Genomic DNA, 19,447 nt, shown 5'->3' on the forward strand with positions numbered 1-19,447 from the left:
TTGAGGTCCTGTCGTTGAATAGCGGGCTACGGGAGCGGCAGCGCATTACCACTGCGGCCGCTGATCGTCGCGATGGTCGTCCCGGCGGTCGTCCCGGCGGTCGTCATGCCCGTCGGGATGCCGAGCTTCCCAGTCGTGGCGCTCCCAGTAGCGATTTCCGTCCCAGTAACGATCGCCATGCCAGCCGATCGTGACTTCGGTCGGGGCCGGATAGGCGACGCAGCCGGTGAGCATCACGCTCGACAGCGCACCCAGCATGACAGCGGATAGCACGATGGATTTCATGTTGTTCTCCCTGGGGAAACGGCACGTCGATCGTACGGGCCCTCAAAATTTCACGTGGTAAGAAGTTGCTACCGCACATGACACGACGGCCCAGGCGTTTCGTCAGAACCCCGTGAACGCAGCGGCAGCCGTATCCGCCGGACAGACGCATCGATCGCCGCCTGCCACGACCGGCGGCATGCGTCCTATCTGCCCCGACAACGATTCCGCCGATTGTTCAGACAAATCCTGATAACCGGAAGGGTCATTTCGTAATCGTATTGAGAATGATTTGCGTTTACGTTAAATTTCGCTATCTCGGAATTTGACGGAGCAGATCGATGGCGATGGCGGAAGTGCTCGACCGACCGGCGGCGGCAGCGGCAAACCCGTTCCTCGGCAGTTTTCCCGACCGGCCGCCGCGTGCGCGCCGCACCGCGGAGCCCCGTGCGCAGGGCGCGTTGCTCGACGTGCTGATCTCGCATCGGGCGATGCTCGTCAATGTCGCGCGCGGCTTCGTCGGCTGCGCGAGCCGCGCCGAGGACGTCGTGCACGACGTGTTCGTGAAGCTCGTCGAATTCCCGAACCAGGACGCGGTGCGCCAGCCGGTCGCGTACGTGACGCGGATGGTGCGCAATGCGTCGATCGATGCGTGCCGCCGGCAAAGCCTCGAGAACGTCTATCACACGGAAGAGGACGACGGCTTCGACGTGCCGTCGCCCGAGCCGACGCCGGAAGCCGCGCTGCTGACGCGCGACACGCTGCAGCGCGTGTGGGCGGCGCTCGACGACCTGCCGGCGCGCAGCCGTGCGGCGTTCGAGATGGTGCGGCTGCGCGAGGAGACGCTGCAGACTGCGGCGCGTGCGCTGAACGTGTCGCAGACGCTCGTGCATTTCATGGTGCGCGACGCGGAACGCCACTGCGCGGAATGCCTCGACGCGTGCCATCGCGGCGTCGCGTGCCCGGTGTTCCTGGGCGGCCGCGCACGGCGCCGGTAAAAAACCGCGCCGGCCAAACGTCTATCAGACAGGAGCGGCCGAAACCGCCGCTTCGCCACCTTCAACCGCCTCAGCGATTTCCGATCATGACGCAAGCCACGACGCCTTCCGCCGACACCGACGACCTCGTCTACACGGTCGTCATCAACGACGAAGAACAGTATTCGATCTGGCCGACGTTCCGGCCCGTGCCGGCCGGCTGGCGCGAGATCGGCGTGAGCGGCCCGAAAGCCGACTGTCTCGCGCACATCGAGACCGTCTGGACCGACATGCGCCCCGCGAGCCTGCGCCGCGCGATGGACGGCGAGCGCGCCTCGCGCGCGTCGTGACCCGCTGCGCCGTGATCCGGCGCGCCACCTGAAGAGGACGTTGCATGACCCTGCTATCGTTGCCGACGCTCGACGACCTGCGTATCGAGCCGGGGCTGCCCACCGTCGTGTCGCCGCGCGGCAGTGACGGCATGTCGATCGACGACGTCGCGCCGCTCGCGCGCGAGATCGCGGCCGACACGCTCGAACGGGCGGGCGGCGTGCTGTTCACGGGTTTTCACGTGCCGTCGATCGACGCGTTCCAGCAGTTCGCGGCATCGTTCGGCGATCCGCTGATCGGCTATGAATACGCATCGACGCCGCGCAGGCAGGTCGAAGGCGCGGTCTACACGTCGACCGAATACCCGCCGCACCGCGCGATTCCGCTGCACAACGAACAGTCGTATACGCGCGAATGGCCGCTGCGGATCTGGTTCCACTGCGCGCTCGCGGCGCCAAAGGGCGGTGCGACGCCGATCGCGGACAGCCGCGCCGTCTATCGCGCGCTCGATCCGGCGTTGATTGCGCGTTTCGAGAAACGCGAGCTGTTGTACGTGCGCAATTTCGGGCAGGGGCTCGACCTGCCGTGGCAGCAGTCGTTCGGCACCGACGAGCCGGCCGAAGTCGAGCGGATGTGCGCGGCGCGCGGCATCGAATGCGCATGGCGCACGGACGACGACGGCGAGCTGCTGCTGCGCACCCGCGAACGCTGCCAGGCCGTCGCGCGGCATCCGCGCACCGGTGAGCGCGTGTGGTTCAACCAGGCGAACCTGTTTCACCTGTCGGCGCTCGACGACGACATGCAGGAAGCGCTCGTCGACGCGGTCGGGCTCGAGAACGTGCCGCGCAACGTGTATTACGGCGACGGCGAACCGCTCGAAGCCGACGCGCTCGCGGAAATCCGCGGCGTGCTCGACCAGCAGCGCATCGTGTTCCCATGGCGCACGGGCGACGTGCTGATGCTCGACAACATGCTGACCGCGCATGCGCGCGACCCGTTCGAGGGGCCGCGCAAGGTCGTCGTCGCGATGGCGCAGAGTTATACGGTCCCGCGCGACCGAACGGAGGCTCGATGACGCGTCGTACCGCCGCGCTTGCCGCGCGCGGGCTGTCGGTAGGGTATCGCGACCATGTCGTGATCGACGGGCTGGACCTGTCGATCGCGGCCGGCCGCGTAACCGCGCTGTGCGGACCGAACGGCTGCGGCAAGAGCACGCTGCTGCGCACGCTCGCGGGCCTGCAGCCTGCACGTGCCGGTCATGTCGAAGTCAACGGCCAGCCGCTTGCGGCGTTTCGCCGTCGCGCGCTCGCGCGCGAGCTGACGATGCTTGCGCAGTTCAACCAGATTCCGTCGGGGCTCACCGTGCGCGAGCTCGTCGCGTACGGGCGCTATGCGTACGGCGGCTTCCTGCGCGGCCTGTCGCGGACCGACCACGCGGCGATCGACGAGGCGCTCGAGACGAGCGGCCTTGCCGACGATGCGGAGCGCGACGTCGGCGCGCTGTCGGGGGGCGAGCGCCAGCGCGCGTGGATCGCGATGGCGCTCGCGCAGCAGGCGCCGATCGTGCTGCTCGACGAACCGACGACCTATCTCGACATCCATCACCAGCTCGACATCCTCGATGCACTGCGCGCGCTGAACCGCACGCGCGGGCTGACGATCGTGTGGGTGCTGCACGACCTGAACCAGGCGGCCGCGTACAGCGACGAAATCGTGCTGATGCGCGCGGGCCGCCTCGTCGCGCAGGGCACGCCCGACGCGATGCTCGATCCGGCGCGGCTGCGCGCGGCGTTCGGCGTCGAGATGCTGAAGCTTTCGCATCCGCAGACGGGCGCGCCGATGTGCGTGCCGGCCTACGGGCCGACGACCGACGGCGTGCCGCAGGCGGCGGGCGTCTTCGACCGGGATCTCGCCGTATGACGACGTTCGCGATGCGCAAGCGCCTCGCGGCGGCGGGGAAGGGCACGGCATCGAGCCGGGCCGGCGCGATCGCGTTCGGCCTCGTCGCGCTGATCGCCGCGCTCGCGGTGCTGCGCGTCGCCCCCGATCTGCGCGTGTGGTGGGACGCCGTGCCCGGCAGCGATGCCGCCGCGCTCGCGCACGTGTTCCTGTTCGACCTCAACCTGCCGCGCGTCGCGGCCGCGCTCGTCGCGGGCGGCTGCCTCGGCATCGCGGGCGCGCTGTTCCAGTCGCTCACGCGCAATCCGCTCGCGTCGCCCGACCTGCTCGGCGTGACGGGCGGCGCCCAGCTCGGCCTGCTCGCGGCGATGCTCGTGCCGGCGCTGGCCGGCGTCGCGTCGGTGCCGCTGCTGTTCGTCTGCGGGCTGGCCGCGGCCGCCTGCGCGATCGTCGCGGCCGGCGGCTGGCGCGCGACGCCGTTGCGCCTCGTGCTCGCGGGCAGCGTGTGCATGCTGCTGTTCGCGGCGCTGTCGACGCTCGTGCTCGCGTTCTTCGAGCAGAACATCGCGGGCGCCGCGCTGTGGACCAACGGCAGCCTCTACCAGCCGGGCGCGACGGGCCTCGCGCTCGCCGCGCGCTGGCTCGTCGTGCCGCTCGTCGCGTTGCCGTTCGTGATCCGGCCGCTGAACCCGCTCACGCTCGGCGACGATGCGGCGGCCGCGGCCGGCGTGCGCGTCGACGCGACGCGGTTCGCCGCGACGATCGTCGCGGTCGCGTTCACGAGCGTGGCGGTCAGTATCGCGGGACCGCTGTCGTATGTCGGCCTCGTCGCGCCGAACCTGCTGCGCCAGGTGCGCGGCGCGCGCGCGGCGCGGCTCGGCGTGCTGGTGCCGCTGTCGGCGCTCGCGGGCGGTGCGCTCGTGCTCGTCACCGACAGTGCGGTGCTCGCGTCGGGCCTCGACGCGACGCTGTCGACCGGCGTCGCGATCGCGCTGGTCGGCACGCCGCTGATGCTGGCGATGATCCGGCGCGGCGCCGCGTGGTCGGGCGTGCTGCACGCGGATGCCGAACGCGCGGCGGGCGGCGGCTCGACGCGGCTCGTCGGCTGGCTCGAACGGCTCGGCTGGCCGCTGCGCACGGCGCTGTTCGTCGTGGCGGGCGTGCTGATCGTGTTCGTCGGCGTGTCGGCCGGCCCCGAGTGGCTGTCGATCGCGCGCTGGTCGGCTGCGCTGTCCGGCCACGATGCGCTCGCGAGGATGCTGATCGACCTGCGCATGCCGCGGCTGCTGTGCGCGCTGCTTGCCGGCGCGTTGCTGGCGGTGAGCGGCGTCGCGATGCAAAGCGTCGTGCGCAATCCGCTCGCGGGCCCCGAAGTGCTCGGCGTCACGCAGGGCGCGGGGCTCGTCACGCTGTTCGCGTTGTCGACGTGGCCGCTGATGGGGCATGTGACGCTCGCCGCGGCCGCGCTGACCGGTGGCGGGCTGTCGCTCGCAGTCACGCTCGCGTTGAATCACCGGCATCGCTATGCGCCGCTCGCGGTCGCGCTGACGGGCATCGTGATCGGCGCGCTGTGGACCACGCTCGCACAATGGCTGATCACGCAGGAAAGCGTGCAGCCCGCGCGCTTCGTCGTGTGGCTCGTCGGCGGTACCTATGGCCGGAGCTGGGGCGAGGTGTCGATGCTGCTGCCGTGGTGCGTGCTCGCGGTGCCCGTGTTCGCCTGGCTCGCGAAACCGCTCGACATGCTCGCGCTCGGCGACGACCAGGCCGCCGCGCTCGGCCTGCCGGTGGCCGCGCTGCGGCCGCTCGCGCTGACGATCGCGACGCTCGCCGCATGCGCGGCCGTCGCGGCGGTCGGGCCGGTCGGCTTCATCGGGTTGATGGCGCCGCACGTCGCGACGATGCTCGGCGCGCGCCGGCACCGGACGCGGCTGTGGCTCGCGGCCGGGTGCGGCGCGCTGATCCTCGGCGTGGCGGATCTCGCGGCGCGTACGGTCGTCGCGCCGCGCGAAGTGCCGGCCGGCGTGCTGACCGCGCTGATCGGCGCGCCGTACCTGCTCGGGCTGCTGATCCTCGAGGGGCGCCGCGCCCGGCGCGCAGGGCAATGACGCCCGCGCTCGACGGCGCGCGCGCCACGCGCTTCTCGGCGTTCGCGCCCGAACCGTTTGTGGACCACCTCGACGTCGTCTGGCTCGGCATGCCGGACGACGCTCACGATGCGCCGGGCCGGATCGTCGTACCCGTCAGCGCGTTGCCTGCGTATCGCGACATCGTGCTCGACGCGATGGTCGGCCTTTACGGCGGCGATCCGGCGCAGCATGCACGCGCGCTGATGTCGCAATGGAGCAAATACTATTTCGGCCGGGCGGCGCCGGCCGGCGTCGTCGCCGCGCTGACGCTCGGCCGGCCGCTCGACATGTCGCCCGAGCGCACGTTCGTCGCGCTCGACGACGGGATGCCCGCTGCGCTGTACTTCCCATACGATGCGCTCGGCACGCCGTGCGACGATCCGGCGCCCCGCTATGCGGGGCTCGTCGCGCATCTCGGCGCGGTGATCGACCTGCTTGCGGCGATGGGCCGCGTCACGCCGCGCGTGCTGTGGAGCAACGCGGGCAACCTGCTCGACTATCTGCTCGATACGTGTCGTGCGCTGCCATGCGCGGCCGATCCCGTCCGCGATGCGGACTGGCTGTTCGGGTCGCGCTGCGTGCATGGCGAACCGAATCCGCTGCGCGTGCCCGTGCGCGATGCCGTGCCGCGCTCGGCGCTGCTGCCGACGCCGTTTCGTGCGCGCCGCGTGTGCTGCCTGCGCTATGAAATTCCTGGAGAAACGCAACTGTGTGGAAGCTGCCCCCTGCTACTGACGATGGACGACGCGGCGCTGGCCGAGCAGGACGCGATCCGGTGATGGATGCCGGCCGCCGGCACGCGCTCGGCGCACTCGCGGCGGCACTTGGCGCCGCGTGCTGCGGTACGTTTTCCGCATCGTCCGGCGCAATGGCCGCGACCCTCGATGCCCATCGCGCGCAGGGCATGCGAGCGGCGGGCGCGGTGGCGCTGGCCGGCAATCCCGTCGTGTCGCAGGCGAGCGCGACGATGCCGGTGCGCCCGCAGCGCGTGGTCGCGCTCGACTTCATGTTCGCGGAAAGCGTGATCGCGCTCGACCTCGTGCCGGTCGGGATGGCCGATACCGCGTTCTATCCGGGCTGGCTCGGCTATCAAAGCGAACGGCTCGCGAACGTGACCGATATCGGTTCGCGCCAGGAGCCGGGGCTCGAGGCGATCGCGGCGGTCAAGCCCGACCTGATCATCGGTGTCGGTTTCCGCCATGCGCCGATCTTCGACGCGCTCGACCGAATCGCACCGACGATCCTGTTCCAGTTCAGCCCGAATGTGTCGGACGGCGGCGTGCCGGTCACGCAGCTCGACTGGATGCGGCAGATCTTTCGGACGATCGGTGCGGTGACAGGGCGCGACGCGCGTGCGCAGGCGGTCGATGCGCAGCTCGACGCGGGCATCGCGCGCAATGCGGCGCGGCTCGCGGCCGCGGGCCGCAAGGGCGAGCGCGTCGCGCTGCTGCAGGATCTCGGCTTGCCCGACCGCTACTGGGCCTATACCGGCAACAGCACGTCGGCCGGGCTCGCGCGGGCGCTCGGGCTCGATCCGTGGCCGAAGAAGCCGACGCGGGAAGGCACGCTGTACGTGACGTCGGCCGACTTGCTCAGGCAGCGCGAGCTGGCCGTGCTGTTCGTGACCGCGTCGGGGATGGACGTGCCGCTTTCCGCGAAACTCGATTCGCCGGTGTGGCGCTTCGTGCCCGCGATGAAGGAACACCGGATCGCGCTGATCGAACGCAATATCTGGGGGTTCGGCGGACCGATGTCGGCGCTGAAGCTGGCCGACGTGATGACCGATACGATGCTGAAGCTGCCGGCCGTGCGTTGAGCCGAGTGCGCGGCGGTCGATCGGCGGATGACGCCGCTTCGACTTCGACGGGCAGGGCGTTGCGGTCGACCTGCGCGCGCCACGCGTTGATCCGGCTCGACCTGGCCGTGTGGCCGTGTGGCCGTGTGACCGCGTGGCCGGCGGTCGCGCTCGATGTGATGCGCTTCGGTCGAGCGGCGTGCTCGCCGGCGTCGGCCATCGCTTGTGCACGGGACTCATGGTGAATCGCCCCAGGCGTTCTGCGATCCGATCGCGCGACGCGCCTGCCACATTGCTTCCTGAAACGACAATCGCCGACGTACTGCCCTTGCAGCGCGTCGGCGATTTTCTCCATCGACTGTCGAGAATTACGCGCTCAGCGCATCGACACCGTCCTGCGCGCGAGACCGCGCCGGCGTCGTATCGCTGACGATGCGCCCGTTGTCGAGCTTCAACAGACGGTCGGCGAGATCGAAGTAGCGGTCGTCGTGCGTGATCACGATCACGGCCTTGCCGCGCGCACGCAGCTCGGGCAGCAGTTGCTCGTAGAACACGGCCTTGAACGACGGGTCCTGGTCGGCCGCCCATTCGTCGAACAGGTAGAACGGCCGGTCCTCGAGATAGGCGACGACGAGCGCGAGCCGCTTGCGCTGCCCGGTCGACAGCGCACGGGTCGAGAATGCGCCGTCCACCACCTTCACCTTGTGATCGAGCGCGAGCTTCGCGACCAGCGCGTTCGCACGCGCATCGGCCTGCGCGCGGGACGGATCGTCGGGATCGACGATGCCGAGCAGCGCATCGAACAGGTGGAAATCGTTGAACACCGCGCTGAAGCGCTGCCGGTACGCGGCGCGCTCGCGCCAGCCGATCGTGCGGCCGTCGACCTCGATCGTGCCTTCCTCGGGCTCGTAGAGCCCCGTCAGCACCTTCGCGAGTGTCGTCTTGCCGCTGCCGTTGCCGCCGACGATGAATACGAGCTCGCCCGGCTGGATCGTCAGGTTGATCGGCCCGATGCTGAACATCCGTTCGTCGCGTTCGTGGAAGTACGCATGCGTGACGCCGCGCAGCGTGACGGCGCCGGCCGGCGGCACGTCGGGGGCGTCGGACGCCGGCGGCACCGTGCGCAGCGCGCCGAATTCGGCCATCACGCCCTCGATCCGCGTGAGCGATACACGCGCCGCGTTGACGGTCGGCAGGTTGTTCAGCAGCCCGTCGAGCGGCACGAGCATGAACAGGAACACGACGACGTAGCCGGCGGCCGCGGCCGGATCGGCATGTATGCCGAGCTGCGGCCAGAACGATGCGATGCCGAGGAACACATAGAACAGGAAGATGATCCAGCCGACCCCGACCGCATACGCGCTGAATGCGCGGCGGCGGTGGTCGCGCACTTCGCCGATCGCGGCGCCGAGCTGGCCGTCGACGAACTGGCGGGCGCGCTCATCGTGCAGCTTCAGCTCCTTCGCGCCGGAAAACAGCGAGCCGAGATAGCCGAACAGGCGGTCCTGCGCCTGGCCGGCCGCTTCGAGCGCCGCGATCGCGCGGCGGTCGCCGGTGTGATAGCCGAGCGAGCCGGCGAGGATCGCGGCCAGTGCCAGCAGGCACACCGGCCACGACAGCCACGCGAGGTACCCGAGGCAGCCGAACACGATCGAGCCGTGCATGACCAGGTTCGGCAGTGCAAAGAACAGCATCGACACGTTGGTGGCGTCGTCGGTCAGCACCGACTGCACGGGCGCCGCGCCGATCCGCTCGATGTCGCGCAGCTCGGCCGCGCCGACGCGCCGCGCGAGATGCACGCGCAGCCGCGCCATCGTGTCCTGCGACAGGCGGGCAAACAGCGTGCCCGACACGATCCGCGTGACGAGGGCGATCACCGCGCACAGCGCGAAGCGCCATGCGAGCGATGCGTCGGCCGCGCCCGGCTGCGACAGCGCACGGTTCAGCGTCGCGACGAGCAGCACGCTCGCGACGCCGTTCAGCACGCACGCGGTGAGCGCCAGCGCGAGCGACACGCGGCTTTCGCGCAACAGCGCAAGGATCAGGCGCGCCGCGGGGCGGCCGGGGGAAGCGTCGAGGGACGGCGGGGAAGAAGGCTCGTGGGCGGCTGTCATCGGCAACGTCGGTAAAGGGAAGGCAAGCGAAAACTCGGAAACGGCAAAAACTGATGCGAAAGCGGCGGGCGAGGCGGGCCCCGTTCCGGCTTTCCTCCCTGATAGACGAACGGGCCGCGCAAATATTTAGCGGCCCGCACAAAAAAAGCGTCCGCACGCGCTTTGCGCACGAAACGGTAAAAAATCGGCCGCGCCGTTCGTCACACCAGTGAAGCCGCCCCAAGCGGCCCCGAGACTTGGCCGAAGCGGCCGGACCGAAGGACTTCACGCACATGACGAGTTTCCCGACTGCGCTGCATCATCGAATCCGCGAACTGGCGCGCGTCGCGCCCGACGCACCCGCCATCGCGGTCCCTTTCCAGAATGACTTGCGCCTGTCGCGCGGCGCGCTCGACGCGCGGGCGTCGCGGCTGGCCCGGCAACTGCGCGCGGCCGGCGTCGGCGCGGAAGTGCGGGTGGGCGTGTGCGTCGAGCGCTCGGCCGAACTGTTCGTCGCGCTGCTGGCCGTGCTGAAGGCGGGCGGCGTGTTCGTGCCGCTCGATCCGCGTCATCCGGCCGCGCGCCTCGACTGGATCGTCCAGGATGCGCAGTTGCGGCACGGGATCGTCGACGCGGCCGGCCGCGCGGCGCTCGGCACGCCGTTCGAACATGCGTTTGACGCGGCCGGCAGCGCGGCGGACAGGCAGGAGATCGTTGCGGATGACGAAGCAGTGCCCGTCCACCCGCGTTCGGCCGCGTACATGATCTATACGTCGGGTTCGACCGGCACGCCGAAGGCGGTCGTCGTCGAACACGGGCCGCTCGCCGCGCATTGCGATGCGCTCGCGGCCGCGCTGCCGATCGAGGCCGGCGACCGCCTGCTGCATTTCGCGTCGGTCAATTTCGACGCGGCGCACGAATGCTGGCTCGCGCCGCTCGCGACCGGCGCCAGCATCGTCGTGGCGCCGCCGCAGCCGTTCGCACCGGATGCCGCGCATGCGCTGATGGTGAATGAATCGGTCAACGTGGCCGCGTTCCCGCCCGCGTACCTGCGCGAATTCGCGGCGGTGGCCGCACGCGACGGCGTGCCGCCGGCCCTGCGCGTGCTCGCGTTCGGCGGCGAAGCGCTGCCGCAGCAGGCGTTCGAATTCGTGCGCAGTACATTCCCGTCGGTACGCCTGATCAACGGCTACGGGCCGACCGAGGCCGTAATCTCGCCGATGCTGTGGCCGGTCGAGCCGGGCGAGACGCCCGTGCTGGCCGCCGACGATGCGTATGCGTCGCTGCCGATCGGCCGTGTGATCGGGCCGCGTGTCGCGCGTGTCGACGGCGGCGAGGGCGACGGCGTGGGTGAACTGCTGCTGGGCGGCGTCTGCGTCGCGCGCGGCTATCACGGCCGCCCGGCGCTGACGGCCGAACGCTTCATTCCCGATGCCGACGGGGAACCCGGTGCGCGCGTGTACCGCACCGGCGACCTCACGCGGCTGCGCGACGACGGCGCATTCGACTATCTCGGGCGCCTCGACGATCAGGTCCAGGTGCGCGGCGTGCGTGTAGAGCCCGCTGAAATCGCTGCGTGCCTGCGTTCGCATCCGGGCGTGGCCGACGCGGCCGTGGTCGCTGAAACCGGCAACGGGCCGACACGGCTGATCGCGTGCGTCGCGCTGCGCGCGGCGACCGACGATGCGGCGCTGAAAGCGCATGTGGCGGCGCAACTGCCGCCCGCCTGGCAGCCGCACCGGTTCGTCCGGTGCGCTGCGCTGCCGTATACGCTGAACGGCAAGCTCGACCGCGCCGCGCTGCGCGAGACGATTGCCGCCGCGCGCGACACCGCGCAAGGCAGCGGTGACGCACCGCGCACGCCGACCGAGCAGCAGCTCGCCAGCCTGTGGCAGACGCTGCTCGGCCTCGACGTCACGCCGTCGCGCGACGACCGTTTCTTCGCGCTGGGCGCCGATTCGCTCGCCGCGATGCAGTTGCAGGCCGCGATCCGTGCGGCAGTGCGCGTGAACTTGCGGCTCGACACGCTGTTCGCCGATCCGGCGTTGTTCGAACTGGCCGACACGGTCGATCGTGCGGAACGCGAAACCGGCGAGCCGCTGGCCACGATTTCCGCACGCCGTGCACCGGCCGATGCGGCCGCGTCCACCGCACCGCATGTCGACCGTGCCGCGTCGCTCGCCCAGCAACGTTTCTGGGTACTCGCGCAAACGCGCGATGCGAGCGCCGCGTATCACATCGCCGCCCACTGGACGATCGACGGCACGCTCGACCGCACCGCGCTGCAGCGCGCGCTCGATCACGTGATCGGCCGCCACGAAGCCTGGCGCACGACGCTCGTCGACAACGACGACGGCGTCGTGATGCAGCGGATTCATGCCCATCTGCCGGTGTCGATCGCCGACATCGACCTGCGCGACCAGCCGCCCGCCGCCCGGGACGCGCACGCCGCCCGTCTCGCCGAGCGCGATGCGGCCGAGCCGTTCGACCTCGCCCGCGGCCCGTTGCTGCGCGCGACGCTGGTCGCACTCGCCGACGACCGCCACCGCCTGCTGCTGACCGCGCATCACGCGATCACCGACGGCTGGAGCTCGCGCTGCGCGTTCGACGAACTGTCGGCCGCCTATCGCGCGTATGTCGAGGGCCGCGAGCCGTCGCTGCCCGACCTGTCGATCCAGTACGCCGACTATGCGGACTGGCAGCGCGACATGCTGGCCGGCGGCGAGGGCGAGCGCCAGCTCGACTACTGGCGCGGCGCGTTGCGCGACGTGCCGGGCCCGCTCGCGCTGCCGGTCGATCGCCAGCCGGGCGCCACACGCACGCTGCAAGGCGCGCGCGTGTCGGTGCGGCTGCCCGACGCGGTCGCGGCCGACGTGCGGCAACTCGCGCGCGACGCGCAGGCAACGGTCTTCACGGTGCTGCTGGCCGGGTTCGACGCGTGGTTGTCGCGCGTGACCGGCGCAACGGACGTCGTCGTCGCGGTGCCGGTCGCGCATCGCCAGCGCCCGGAAACCCGCGCGCTACTCGGGCTGTTCCTGAACACGGTCGCGCTGCGTGTGCACGTGGCGCCGACGCTGCCGTTCCGCGCGCTCGTCGATGCGACGCGCGCGGCGGCGCTCGACGCGGTCGCGCACCAGGACGTGCCGTTCGAGCGCGTCGTCGATGCGGTGAAGCCGCCGGTCAAGCGCGGCGACGAATGGCTGCGCGTGAAATTCGCGCAGCAGTTCGACGCGCGGCACGACAGCGTGCTGCCGGGCGCGACGGCCGTTGCCACGCCGGGGCCCGACCTCGCCGCACGCTTCGATTTCGCCGTGGATTTCACCGACGATGCGACTGGCATCGAACTGGTCGCGGCCTATGCGACCGACTGCATCGACGCCGACACCGCGCGGGCGTGGCTCGACAGCTACGCGGCGCTCGTCGGTGCGGCCGCGCGCGATCCGCGCCAGACGACGGCCGTCTTGCCGTGCGACGCGTCAGCCGCTTCGCGCCAGCCGCGCGACGGCCGTGCGCTGCGCGTCGAACATGCGGACATCATCGCCGCGTTCGCGCGGCAGGCGGCCGCGTATCCGCATCGCGTCGCGCTCGCCGATGCGTCGGCGTCGCTGACGTTCGCCGAACTCGACGACGCATCGAACCGCATCGCCCGTGCGCTGACCCAGCGCGGCGTGGCCGCCGAAGTGTCCGTCATCGTCTGCATCGAACGCTCGGCGCGCTTCGTCGTCGGCCTGCTCGGCGCGCTGAAGGCGGGCGCACTCGCCGTGTTGCTCGATCCCGCTCAACCCGCCGCGCGACTGGCCGCGGCGGCAGCCGACTGCGGCGCGCGCTGGGTGCTCGTCGCGGATGTCGGGAGTTGGCCTGCCGGCATCGACGCACAGCCGCTCGACGTCGATGCGCTCGCGCAGGACGCGACGCTCGCCCACGCCACCGGTGTGCGCCTCGCACCGCATCCCGAGCAGGGCGCATACCTGATCTATACGTCGGGCTCGACCGGCACGCCGAAGGGTGTCGTCGTGTCGCACGGCGCGCTGGCCGACTACGTGCAGGGGATGCTCGACGAACTCGCGTTCGCACCGGACGCGTCGTTCGCGATGGTATCGACCGTCGCGGCCGACCTCGGCCACACGACGCTGTTCGGCGCGCTATGCGCGGGCCGCACGCTGCACCTGCTGCCCGCCGCGTGCGCGTTCGATCCCGACCTGTTCGCCGAAGAAATGCGCCGCCGTGACGTCGGCGTGCTGAAGATCGTGCCGAGCCACCTGCAGGCGCTGCTCGACGCACGCGTGCCGGCCGACGTGCTGCCGCGCCACGCGCTCGTGACCGGCGGCGAAACGCTCACGTGGGCGCTCGTCGCGCGCGTGGCCGCGCTGGCGTCGGCCTGCCGCGTGATCAACCACTATGGGCCGACCGAAGCGACCGTCGGCGCGATCGCCTGCGACACGGCGTCGATCGCCGCCGATGCGCGCGATCCGGCGAGCGGCGTGCCGCTCGGCCTGCCGTTGCCGAATGCGCGCGCGCTGGTGCTCGACGCGTTCGGCGCATGCGTGCCGGCCGGCGCGACGGGCGAGCTGTACCTGGGCGGGCCGGGCGTCGCGCGCGGCTACCTGGGGCGTCCGGCCCAGACCGCCGAGCGCTTCGTGCCCGATCCGTTCACGCCCGGCGCGCGGCTGTATCGCACGGGTGACCGCGTGCGCTTGCGCGCGGACGGCCGTCTCGCGTTCCTCGGGCGTATCGACGACCAGGTGAAGATTCGCGGCTATCGTGTCGAACCGGGCGAGGTGAGTGCGGCAGTGCGCGCGGCCGGCCCGGTCGCGCAGGCCGAAACGCTCGCGATCGAACACGACGGCCGCCTGCGGCTCGCGACGTTCGTCGTGATGCGCGACGGTTCGACATTCGACGAGGCGGCCCTGCGTTCGGCGCTTGCCGCAAAGTTGCCCGACTACATGGTGCCCGCGCAATTCGTCGCACTCGCACGCCTGCCGGTGACCGCGAACGGCAAGATCGACCGCGCCGCGTTGCGCGAACTGGCGGCCGCGCCGGTCGTGACGGCCGCCGGCGATGCACCGCAGGGCGCGGTCGAAACGGTGCTCGCCGAAGTCTGGCAGGCCGTGCTGAAGGCGCCGAAGGTCGGCCGCGACGACAACTTCTTCGAGCTCGGTGGCGATTCGATCCTCGTGCTGCAGGTGATCGCCCGTGCACGCAAGCGCGGTGTGCGCTTCACGCCGAAGCAGCTGTTCGACGGCCCGACGGTCGCCGAACTCGCACGTATCGCGAAGACGGAGGACGTCACTGCCGCTGCCGCCGTGAAACCTGCGGTCGCAGCCGCTGCCGGCGCGTCGGTGACGGCGCAGGTCCTCACGCCTGCCCAACAGCGCTTCTTCGCGCTCGATATCCCGCATCCGGGCCACTGGAACCAGTCGGTCACATTCGACGTACGCGGGCCGTTCGACGTCGACGCATTCGCGCGCGCGTTCGACGCACTGCTGACGCATCACGACGCGTTCCGCCAGCGTTTCGCGCGCGGCGCGGACGGTACGTGGCATGCCAGCGATGCGGCAAAGCCGTACGACGCGCTGCCGTTCGTCGAAGTCGCCGCCCGCGACGCAGCCGACGCGCTCGCGCGCTTCGACGCGTTGCAGCGCCGTCTCGACCTCGGCCGCGGGCCGCTTGCCTGCGCCTGCGCGGCACGCTTGCCGGACGGCTCGACGCAGCTCTATCTCGCGATTCACCACGCGATCGTCGATGGCGTGTCGTGGCGCATCCTGCTCGACGATCTCGACACGGCCTATCGTGCCGCATGCGAACGCGCGCCGGTTCGACTGTCGCAGCCGGGCCTGCGTGCGGATGCATGGGCGGCCCGGCTCGCCCGTGCGGCAACGGAACCGGCATCGCCGTTCGCGGCCGAGGCGGCGTACTGGGCCGGCATGGCGCAGGGCGACGACATCGTGCCCGATCATCCCGATGCAGCGGCGACGAACGCCGATGCGGCCGCGGTCGTGCAGACGATCGACGCGGCCTTGACCCGCGCGGCGCTGACCGACGCGCACGCGGCTTATCGCACGCAGACGATCGAACTGCTGGGCGCGGCGCTCGCACGGGCGCTGGCCGGCACGAGCGGCGCCGCATCGTGCCGCGTCGAACTGGAAGGGCATGGCCGCGAGGCGCTGTTCGACGACGTGGATGCCAGCCGCACGATCGGCTGGCTGACGAGCCATTACCCGGTGACGCTGCCGGTCGCGGCCACGGCAAGCGACACGCTGTGCGCGGTCAAGGACACGCTGCGCGCGGTGCCGCACAAGGGGCTCGGCTTCGGCGTGCTCGCGCACTACGGCGATGCGGCGACGCGTGCGGCGCTGGCCGCCGTGCCGCGTCCGCGCGTCACGTTCAACTATCTCGGCCAGTTCGACGCGCCGCGCGATGCCACGCTCGTGCCGCGCTTCGGCGGCACCGGCGTCGAGCGCGATCCGCAGGGGCCGCTCGGCAATACGCTCGCGATCCACGCGTACCTCGACACGAACCGCGACGGCGCTCGCACGCTGAAAGTGCACTGGGTCTACGGTGCACCGCAATTCGAGCGCGCGACGATCGACGCATTCGCCGAACGTTTCGCGGCGGCGCTGCGCGAGCTCGTCGACGCCTGCGCGTCGCGTGTCGCGCATCGCGGCGGTGGCGCGACGCCGGGCGATTTCCCGCTCGCGCAGGCCGCCGGCCTCACGCAGGCCGCGATCGAGCGCACGCCGCTCGACTGGCGCACGATCGACGACGTCTATCCGTTGTCGCCGATGCAGCAGGGCATCCTGTTCCATGCGCTGTTCGCCCCCGGTCACGCCAGCTACGTGAACCAGCTCGTCGCGACCGCGACCGCGCTGGACGCCGACCGGTTCACCGCCGCGTTCGAAGCGTCGATCGCGCGTCACGACATCCTGCGCACGAGCGTGATGCCGGACGAAGCCGCGCCGCTGCAGTGCGTGCATCGCCACGCGCAAATGCCGGTCGAGCAACTCGACTGGCGCACACGCGGCGACACGTTCGATGCCGATTTCGACGCATGGCTCGCCGCTGATCGCACACGCGGCTTCGACTGGCGCGAGCCGCCGCTGATGCGCCTCACGCTGATCCGTGTGACCGATGACGCGTGGCGCGTCGTGTGGACGCGTCACCACGTGCTGCTCGACGGCTGGAGCACCGCGCGCCTGCTCGCCGACGTGCTGCGCGACTATCGCGACCCGGACGCCGTGTCGCCGTTCGCGAGCCGCCCGGCGCTGCGTTATCGCGACTTCATCGCGTGGCTCGGCACGCGCGACCGCGACGCCGACGAGCGCTTCTGGACCGAACGCCTCGCTCGACTCGACGCACCGACGCTGATCGCGGAACGCACGGCCGACCGCGCGGATGCCGACATGGTCACGTGGCGCGCGACGCTCGATTCGGACATGCTGACGCGTGTCGCGCAGACGGCGCGCGCACTGAAACTGACGGTCAACACGCTGGTACAGGGCGCGTGGGCGCTCGCGCTGCAGCGGATGACGCACCAGCCGGCCGTCGCGTTCGGCGCGACCGTCGCGGGCCGCCCCGATGCACTCGCGGACGTCGATTCGGTGCTCGGTCTCTTCATCAACACGCTGCCGGTGATCACGGCGCCCGCGCCGCAGCAACGCGCGGCCGACTGGCTGCAAACGCTGCAACGCGAGAACGCGGCCGCCGCCGAGCACGCGCACACGCCGCTCGCCGACATCCAGCGCTGGGCGCGCGGCGCGGGCGGCGCACTGTTCGACACGCTGGTCGTGTTCGAGAACTACCCGGTCGACGAGTCGGCGCGCGACGCCGATCCGCGCGCACTCGCTTTGAGCGACGTGCGCAGCATCGAAGCGACCGATTTCGCGCTGACGCTCGTGATCGAGAGCGGTGCCGAACTGACGATCGACTACGGCTACGACACCGCGCGCGTCGACGCGCGGCAGGTGGAGACCTGGCACCGCGCGTTCGCGTGCGCACTCGATGCACTGGCCCGCACGCCGGATGCGCGGCTCGGCACGCTGTCGATCGCCGACGAAGCCACCCGTGACGCACTGGCGCAGGCGCAAGCCACCGCCCAAGCATGGCCGGCTGCGCAGCAACAGCCGCTGCACCTGCAATTCGCCGAGGCGGCACGGGCGACGCCCGACGCGATCGCGCTCGAATACGCGGACGTTCACGGTGGCGTGCATCGCGCGACCTATCGCGAACTCGACGTCAGCACGTCACGCATCGCGGCCGCGCTGCGCCGGCGCGGCGTGCAGCCCGACACGCCGGTCGCGCTGTGCGTCGAGCGCTCGTTCGACATGGTGATGGCGCTGGTCGGCGTGCTGAAGGCCGGTGCGGCTTACCTGCCGATCGATCCCGACTATCCGGCCGAGCGCATCGCCTACATGCTGCGCGACGCGCGGCCGGCCGTCGCGATCACGCAGGCCCATCTGCGTGAGCAGGTCGAGGCCGCGCTCGGCGAGGGCGTCACGACGCAGCTGCTGACGGTAGCGGACCTGCTCGCCGACGAAGCCGAAAGCGGCGCTGCCGATGAGACGGCCACGACCGACGACGCCCAGCTCGCGTACCTGATCTACACGTCCGGTTCGACCGGCAAGCCGAAGGGCGCCGGCAACACGCACGGCGCGCTCGCGAACCGGATCGCATGGATGCAGCACGCGTACCGGCTCACGCGCGACGACGTCGTGCTGCACAAGACGCCGTTCGGCTTCGACGTGTCGGTGTGGGAATTCGTGTGGCCGCTGGCGATCGGCGCGAAGCTCGCGATCGCCGCGCCCGGCGACCATCGCGATCCGGCGCGTCTCGCGGCTGCGATCCACGCACACGGCGTGACGGTGCTGCACTTCGTGCCGTCGATGCTCGCCGCGTTCGCCGCGCATCTCGACGATTTCTCGGCCGCCGCGCAGTGCGACAGCGTGCGCCTGATCGTCGCGAGCGGCGAGGCGCTCGCGCCCGAACTCGTCGCGAAGATGGCGCGGCTGCTGCCGAACGCGACGCTCGTGAACCTGTACGGGCCGACCGAAGCGGCCATCGACGTGTCGCACTGGACCTGCGGCCCCGACGATGCGCATGCGGCCGCGGTGCCGATCGGCCATCCGATCGCGAACCTGCAACTGCACGTGCTCGACGCGGCATGGCAGCCGGTGCCGGCCGGCGCGACCGGCGAACTGTATCTCGCGGGCGCGGGCCTCGCGCGCGGCTATCTCGGCCGTCCGGCGCTGACCGCCGAGCGCTTCGTGCCCGATCCGTTCGTGCCGGGCGCGCGCATGTACCGCACGGGCGACCTCGCACGCCGGCGCGCCGACGGTGCGCTCGACTATCTCGGCCGTGTCGACACGCAGGTGAAGCTGCGCGGCCAGCGGATCGAGCCGGGCGAAATCGAGGCGCTGCTGCGCGCGGCGCCCGGCGTGAACGACGCGGTCGTGATCGTGCGCGACGAGCAGCTGATCGGCTATGTCGCACGCGGCGACGCGGGCCCGCTCGACCGGGCGGCGCTGCTCGACACGCTGCGCGTGCAGTTGCCGGCCTACATGGTGCCGTCGCAACTGATCGAACTCGACGCGTTGCCCGTGACGCCGAACGGCAAGTGCGACCGCCATGCGCTGCCCGCGCCGGTGCGCGAAGCGGCGGCCGACGTCGCGCTCGCGACCGACACCGAACGCGCGCTCGCCGCGATCTGGCAACGCGTGCTGCACGTGGACGCGATCGGCCGCGACGGCGATTTCTTCCTGCTCGGCGGCCATTCGCTGCTTGCGACGCAGGCTCACGCGCAGGCGAACCTGCACTGGGGGCTCGCGTTGCCGCTGCGCACGCTGTTCGACACACGCACGCTGGCGCGCTGCGCGGAAGCGATCGACGCAGCCTGCGCGGCCCGCGGCGAGACCGATGCGGCGAGCGCGATCGATGCGCTGCTCGGCGAACTGGAAACCCAATAAG

10 protein-coding genes are annotated in these 19,447 nt (G+C 71.1%); 8 read left to right on the top strand and 2 right to left on the bottom strand.

The genetic code is table 11. The features are described 5' to 3' along the window. Positions 1-45 precede the first annotated feature (45 nt). Positions 46-285: a hypothetical protein gene (locus tag CFB41_RS08515; RefSeq protein WP_089440054.1), complete on the bottom strand. Its 240-nt coding sequence runs from the start codon at positions 283-285 to the stop codon at positions 46-48. 320 nt (positions 286-605) lie between these two features. On the opposite strand from CFB41_RS08515, the gene CFB41_RS08520 reads away from it, so the two are divergent. From CFB41_RS08520 to CFB41_RS08550, 7 genes are all read left to right on the top strand, one after another. After that, positions 606-1,262 (top strand): RNA polymerase factor sigma-70, encoded by a 657-nt coding sequence (locus tag CFB41_RS08520; RefSeq protein WP_089440055.1) that lies wholly within the window; start codon positions 606-608, stop codon positions 1,260-1,262. 86 nt (positions 1,263-1,348) lie between these two features. Then, entirely contained in the window at positions 1,349-1,591 is a 243-nt protein-coding gene (locus CFB41_RS08525) for an MbtH family NRPS accessory protein (RefSeq protein ID WP_011351933.1), read from the top strand. A 44-nt stretch (positions 1,592-1,635) separates the two neighbouring features. Continuing rightward, on the top strand, positions 1,636-2,646 hold the full coding sequence (locus CFB41_RS08530; RefSeq protein ID WP_089456184.1) for a TauD/TfdA family dioxygenase: 1,011 nt from the start codon (positions 1,636-1,638) through the stop codon (positions 2,644-2,646). Further along, positions 2,643-3,491 (top strand): ABC transporter ATP-binding protein, encoded by an 849-nt coding sequence (locus CFB41_RS08535; RefSeq protein ID WP_089456185.1) that lies wholly within the window; start codon positions 2,643-2,645, stop codon positions 3,489-3,491. Before CFB41_RS08530 ends, CFB41_RS08535 begins: the two co-directional genes overlap by 4 nt. After that, positions 3,488-5,578, top strand: a complete 2,091-nt coding sequence (gene fhuB / locus CFB41_RS08540) for a Fe(3+)-hydroxamate ABC transporter permease FhuB (protein ID WP_089456186.1) — start codon at positions 3,488-3,490, stop codon at positions 5,576-5,578. The genes CFB41_RS08535 and fhuB overlap by 4 nt, the downstream gene beginning before the upstream one ends. Next, on the top strand, positions 5,575-6,378 hold the full coding sequence (gene fhuF, locus CFB41_RS08545) for a siderophore-iron reductase FhuF (RefSeq protein WP_089456187.1): 804 nt from the start codon (positions 5,575-5,577) through the stop codon (positions 6,376-6,378). The genes fhuB and fhuF overlap by 4 nt, the downstream gene beginning before the upstream one ends. Further along, positions 6,375-7,415, top strand: coding sequence for an ABC transporter substrate-binding protein (locus CFB41_RS08550; protein ID WP_089456188.1), 1,041 nt, complete (start codon positions 6,375-6,377; stop codon positions 7,413-7,415). The genes fhuF and CFB41_RS08550 overlap by 4 nt, the downstream gene beginning before the upstream one ends. A gap of 347 nt (positions 7,416-7,762) precedes the next feature. On the opposite strand, the gene CFB41_RS08555 is transcribed toward CFB41_RS08550, so the two are convergent. Then, the gene (locus tag CFB41_RS08555) at positions 7,763-9,508 is read right to left on the bottom strand and encodes a cyclic peptide export ABC transporter (protein ID WP_089456189.1); all 1,746 of its coding nucleotides are present in this window, start codon (positions 9,506-9,508) and stop codon (positions 7,763-7,765) included. Positions 9,509-9,780: 272 nt separating this feature from the next. On the opposite strand from CFB41_RS08555, the gene CFB41_RS08565 reads away from it, so the two are divergent. Beyond that, complete coding sequence (locus CFB41_RS08565) at positions 9,781-19,446, top strand: non-ribosomal peptide synthetase (protein WP_089456190.1); 9,666 nt, start codon at positions 9,781-9,783, stop codon at positions 19,444-19,446. Position 19,447 lies beyond the last annotated feature (1 nt).

This window comes from Burkholderia sp. AU33803 (genome assembly GCF_002223095.1).
Lineage (GTDB): Bacteria > Pseudomonadota > Gammaproteobacteria > Burkholderiales > Burkholderiaceae > Burkholderia.

Bases quoted from the DNA above. Each gene is read 5' to 3' on its own strand.
- CFB41_RS08515 (WP_089440054.1), bottom strand. From the start codon at position 285: ATGAAATCCATCGTGCTATCCGCTGTCATGCTGGGTGCGCTGTCGAGC.
- CFB41_RS08520 (WP_089440055.1), top strand. From the start codon at position 606: ATGGCGATGGCGGAAGTGCTCGACCGACCGGCGGCGGCAGCGGCAAAC.
- CFB41_RS08525 (WP_011351933.1), top strand. From the start codon at position 1,349: ATGACGCAAGCCACGACGCCTTCCGCCGACACCGACGACCTCGTCTAC.
- CFB41_RS08530 (WP_089456184.1), top strand. From the start codon at position 1,636: ATGACCCTGCTATCGTTGCCGACGCTCGACGACCTGCGTATCGAGCCG.
- CFB41_RS08535 (WP_089456185.1), top strand. From the start codon at position 2,643: ATGACGCGTCGTACCGCCGCGCTTGCCGCGCGCGGGCTGTCGGTAGGG.
- fhuB (WP_089456186.1), top strand. From the start codon at position 3,488: ATGACGACGTTCGCGATGCGCAAGCGCCTCGCGGCGGCGGGGAAGGGC.
- fhuF (WP_089456187.1), top strand. From the start codon at position 5,575: ATGACGCCCGCGCTCGACGGCGCGCGCGCCACGCGCTTCTCGGCGTTC.
- CFB41_RS08555 (WP_089456189.1), bottom strand. From the start codon at position 9,508: ATGACAGCCGCCCACGAGCCTTCTTCCCCGCCGTCCCTCGACGCTTCC.
- CFB41_RS08565 (WP_089456190.1), top strand. From the start codon at position 9,781: ATGACGAGTTTCCCGACTGCGCTGCATCATCGAATCCGCGAACTGGCG.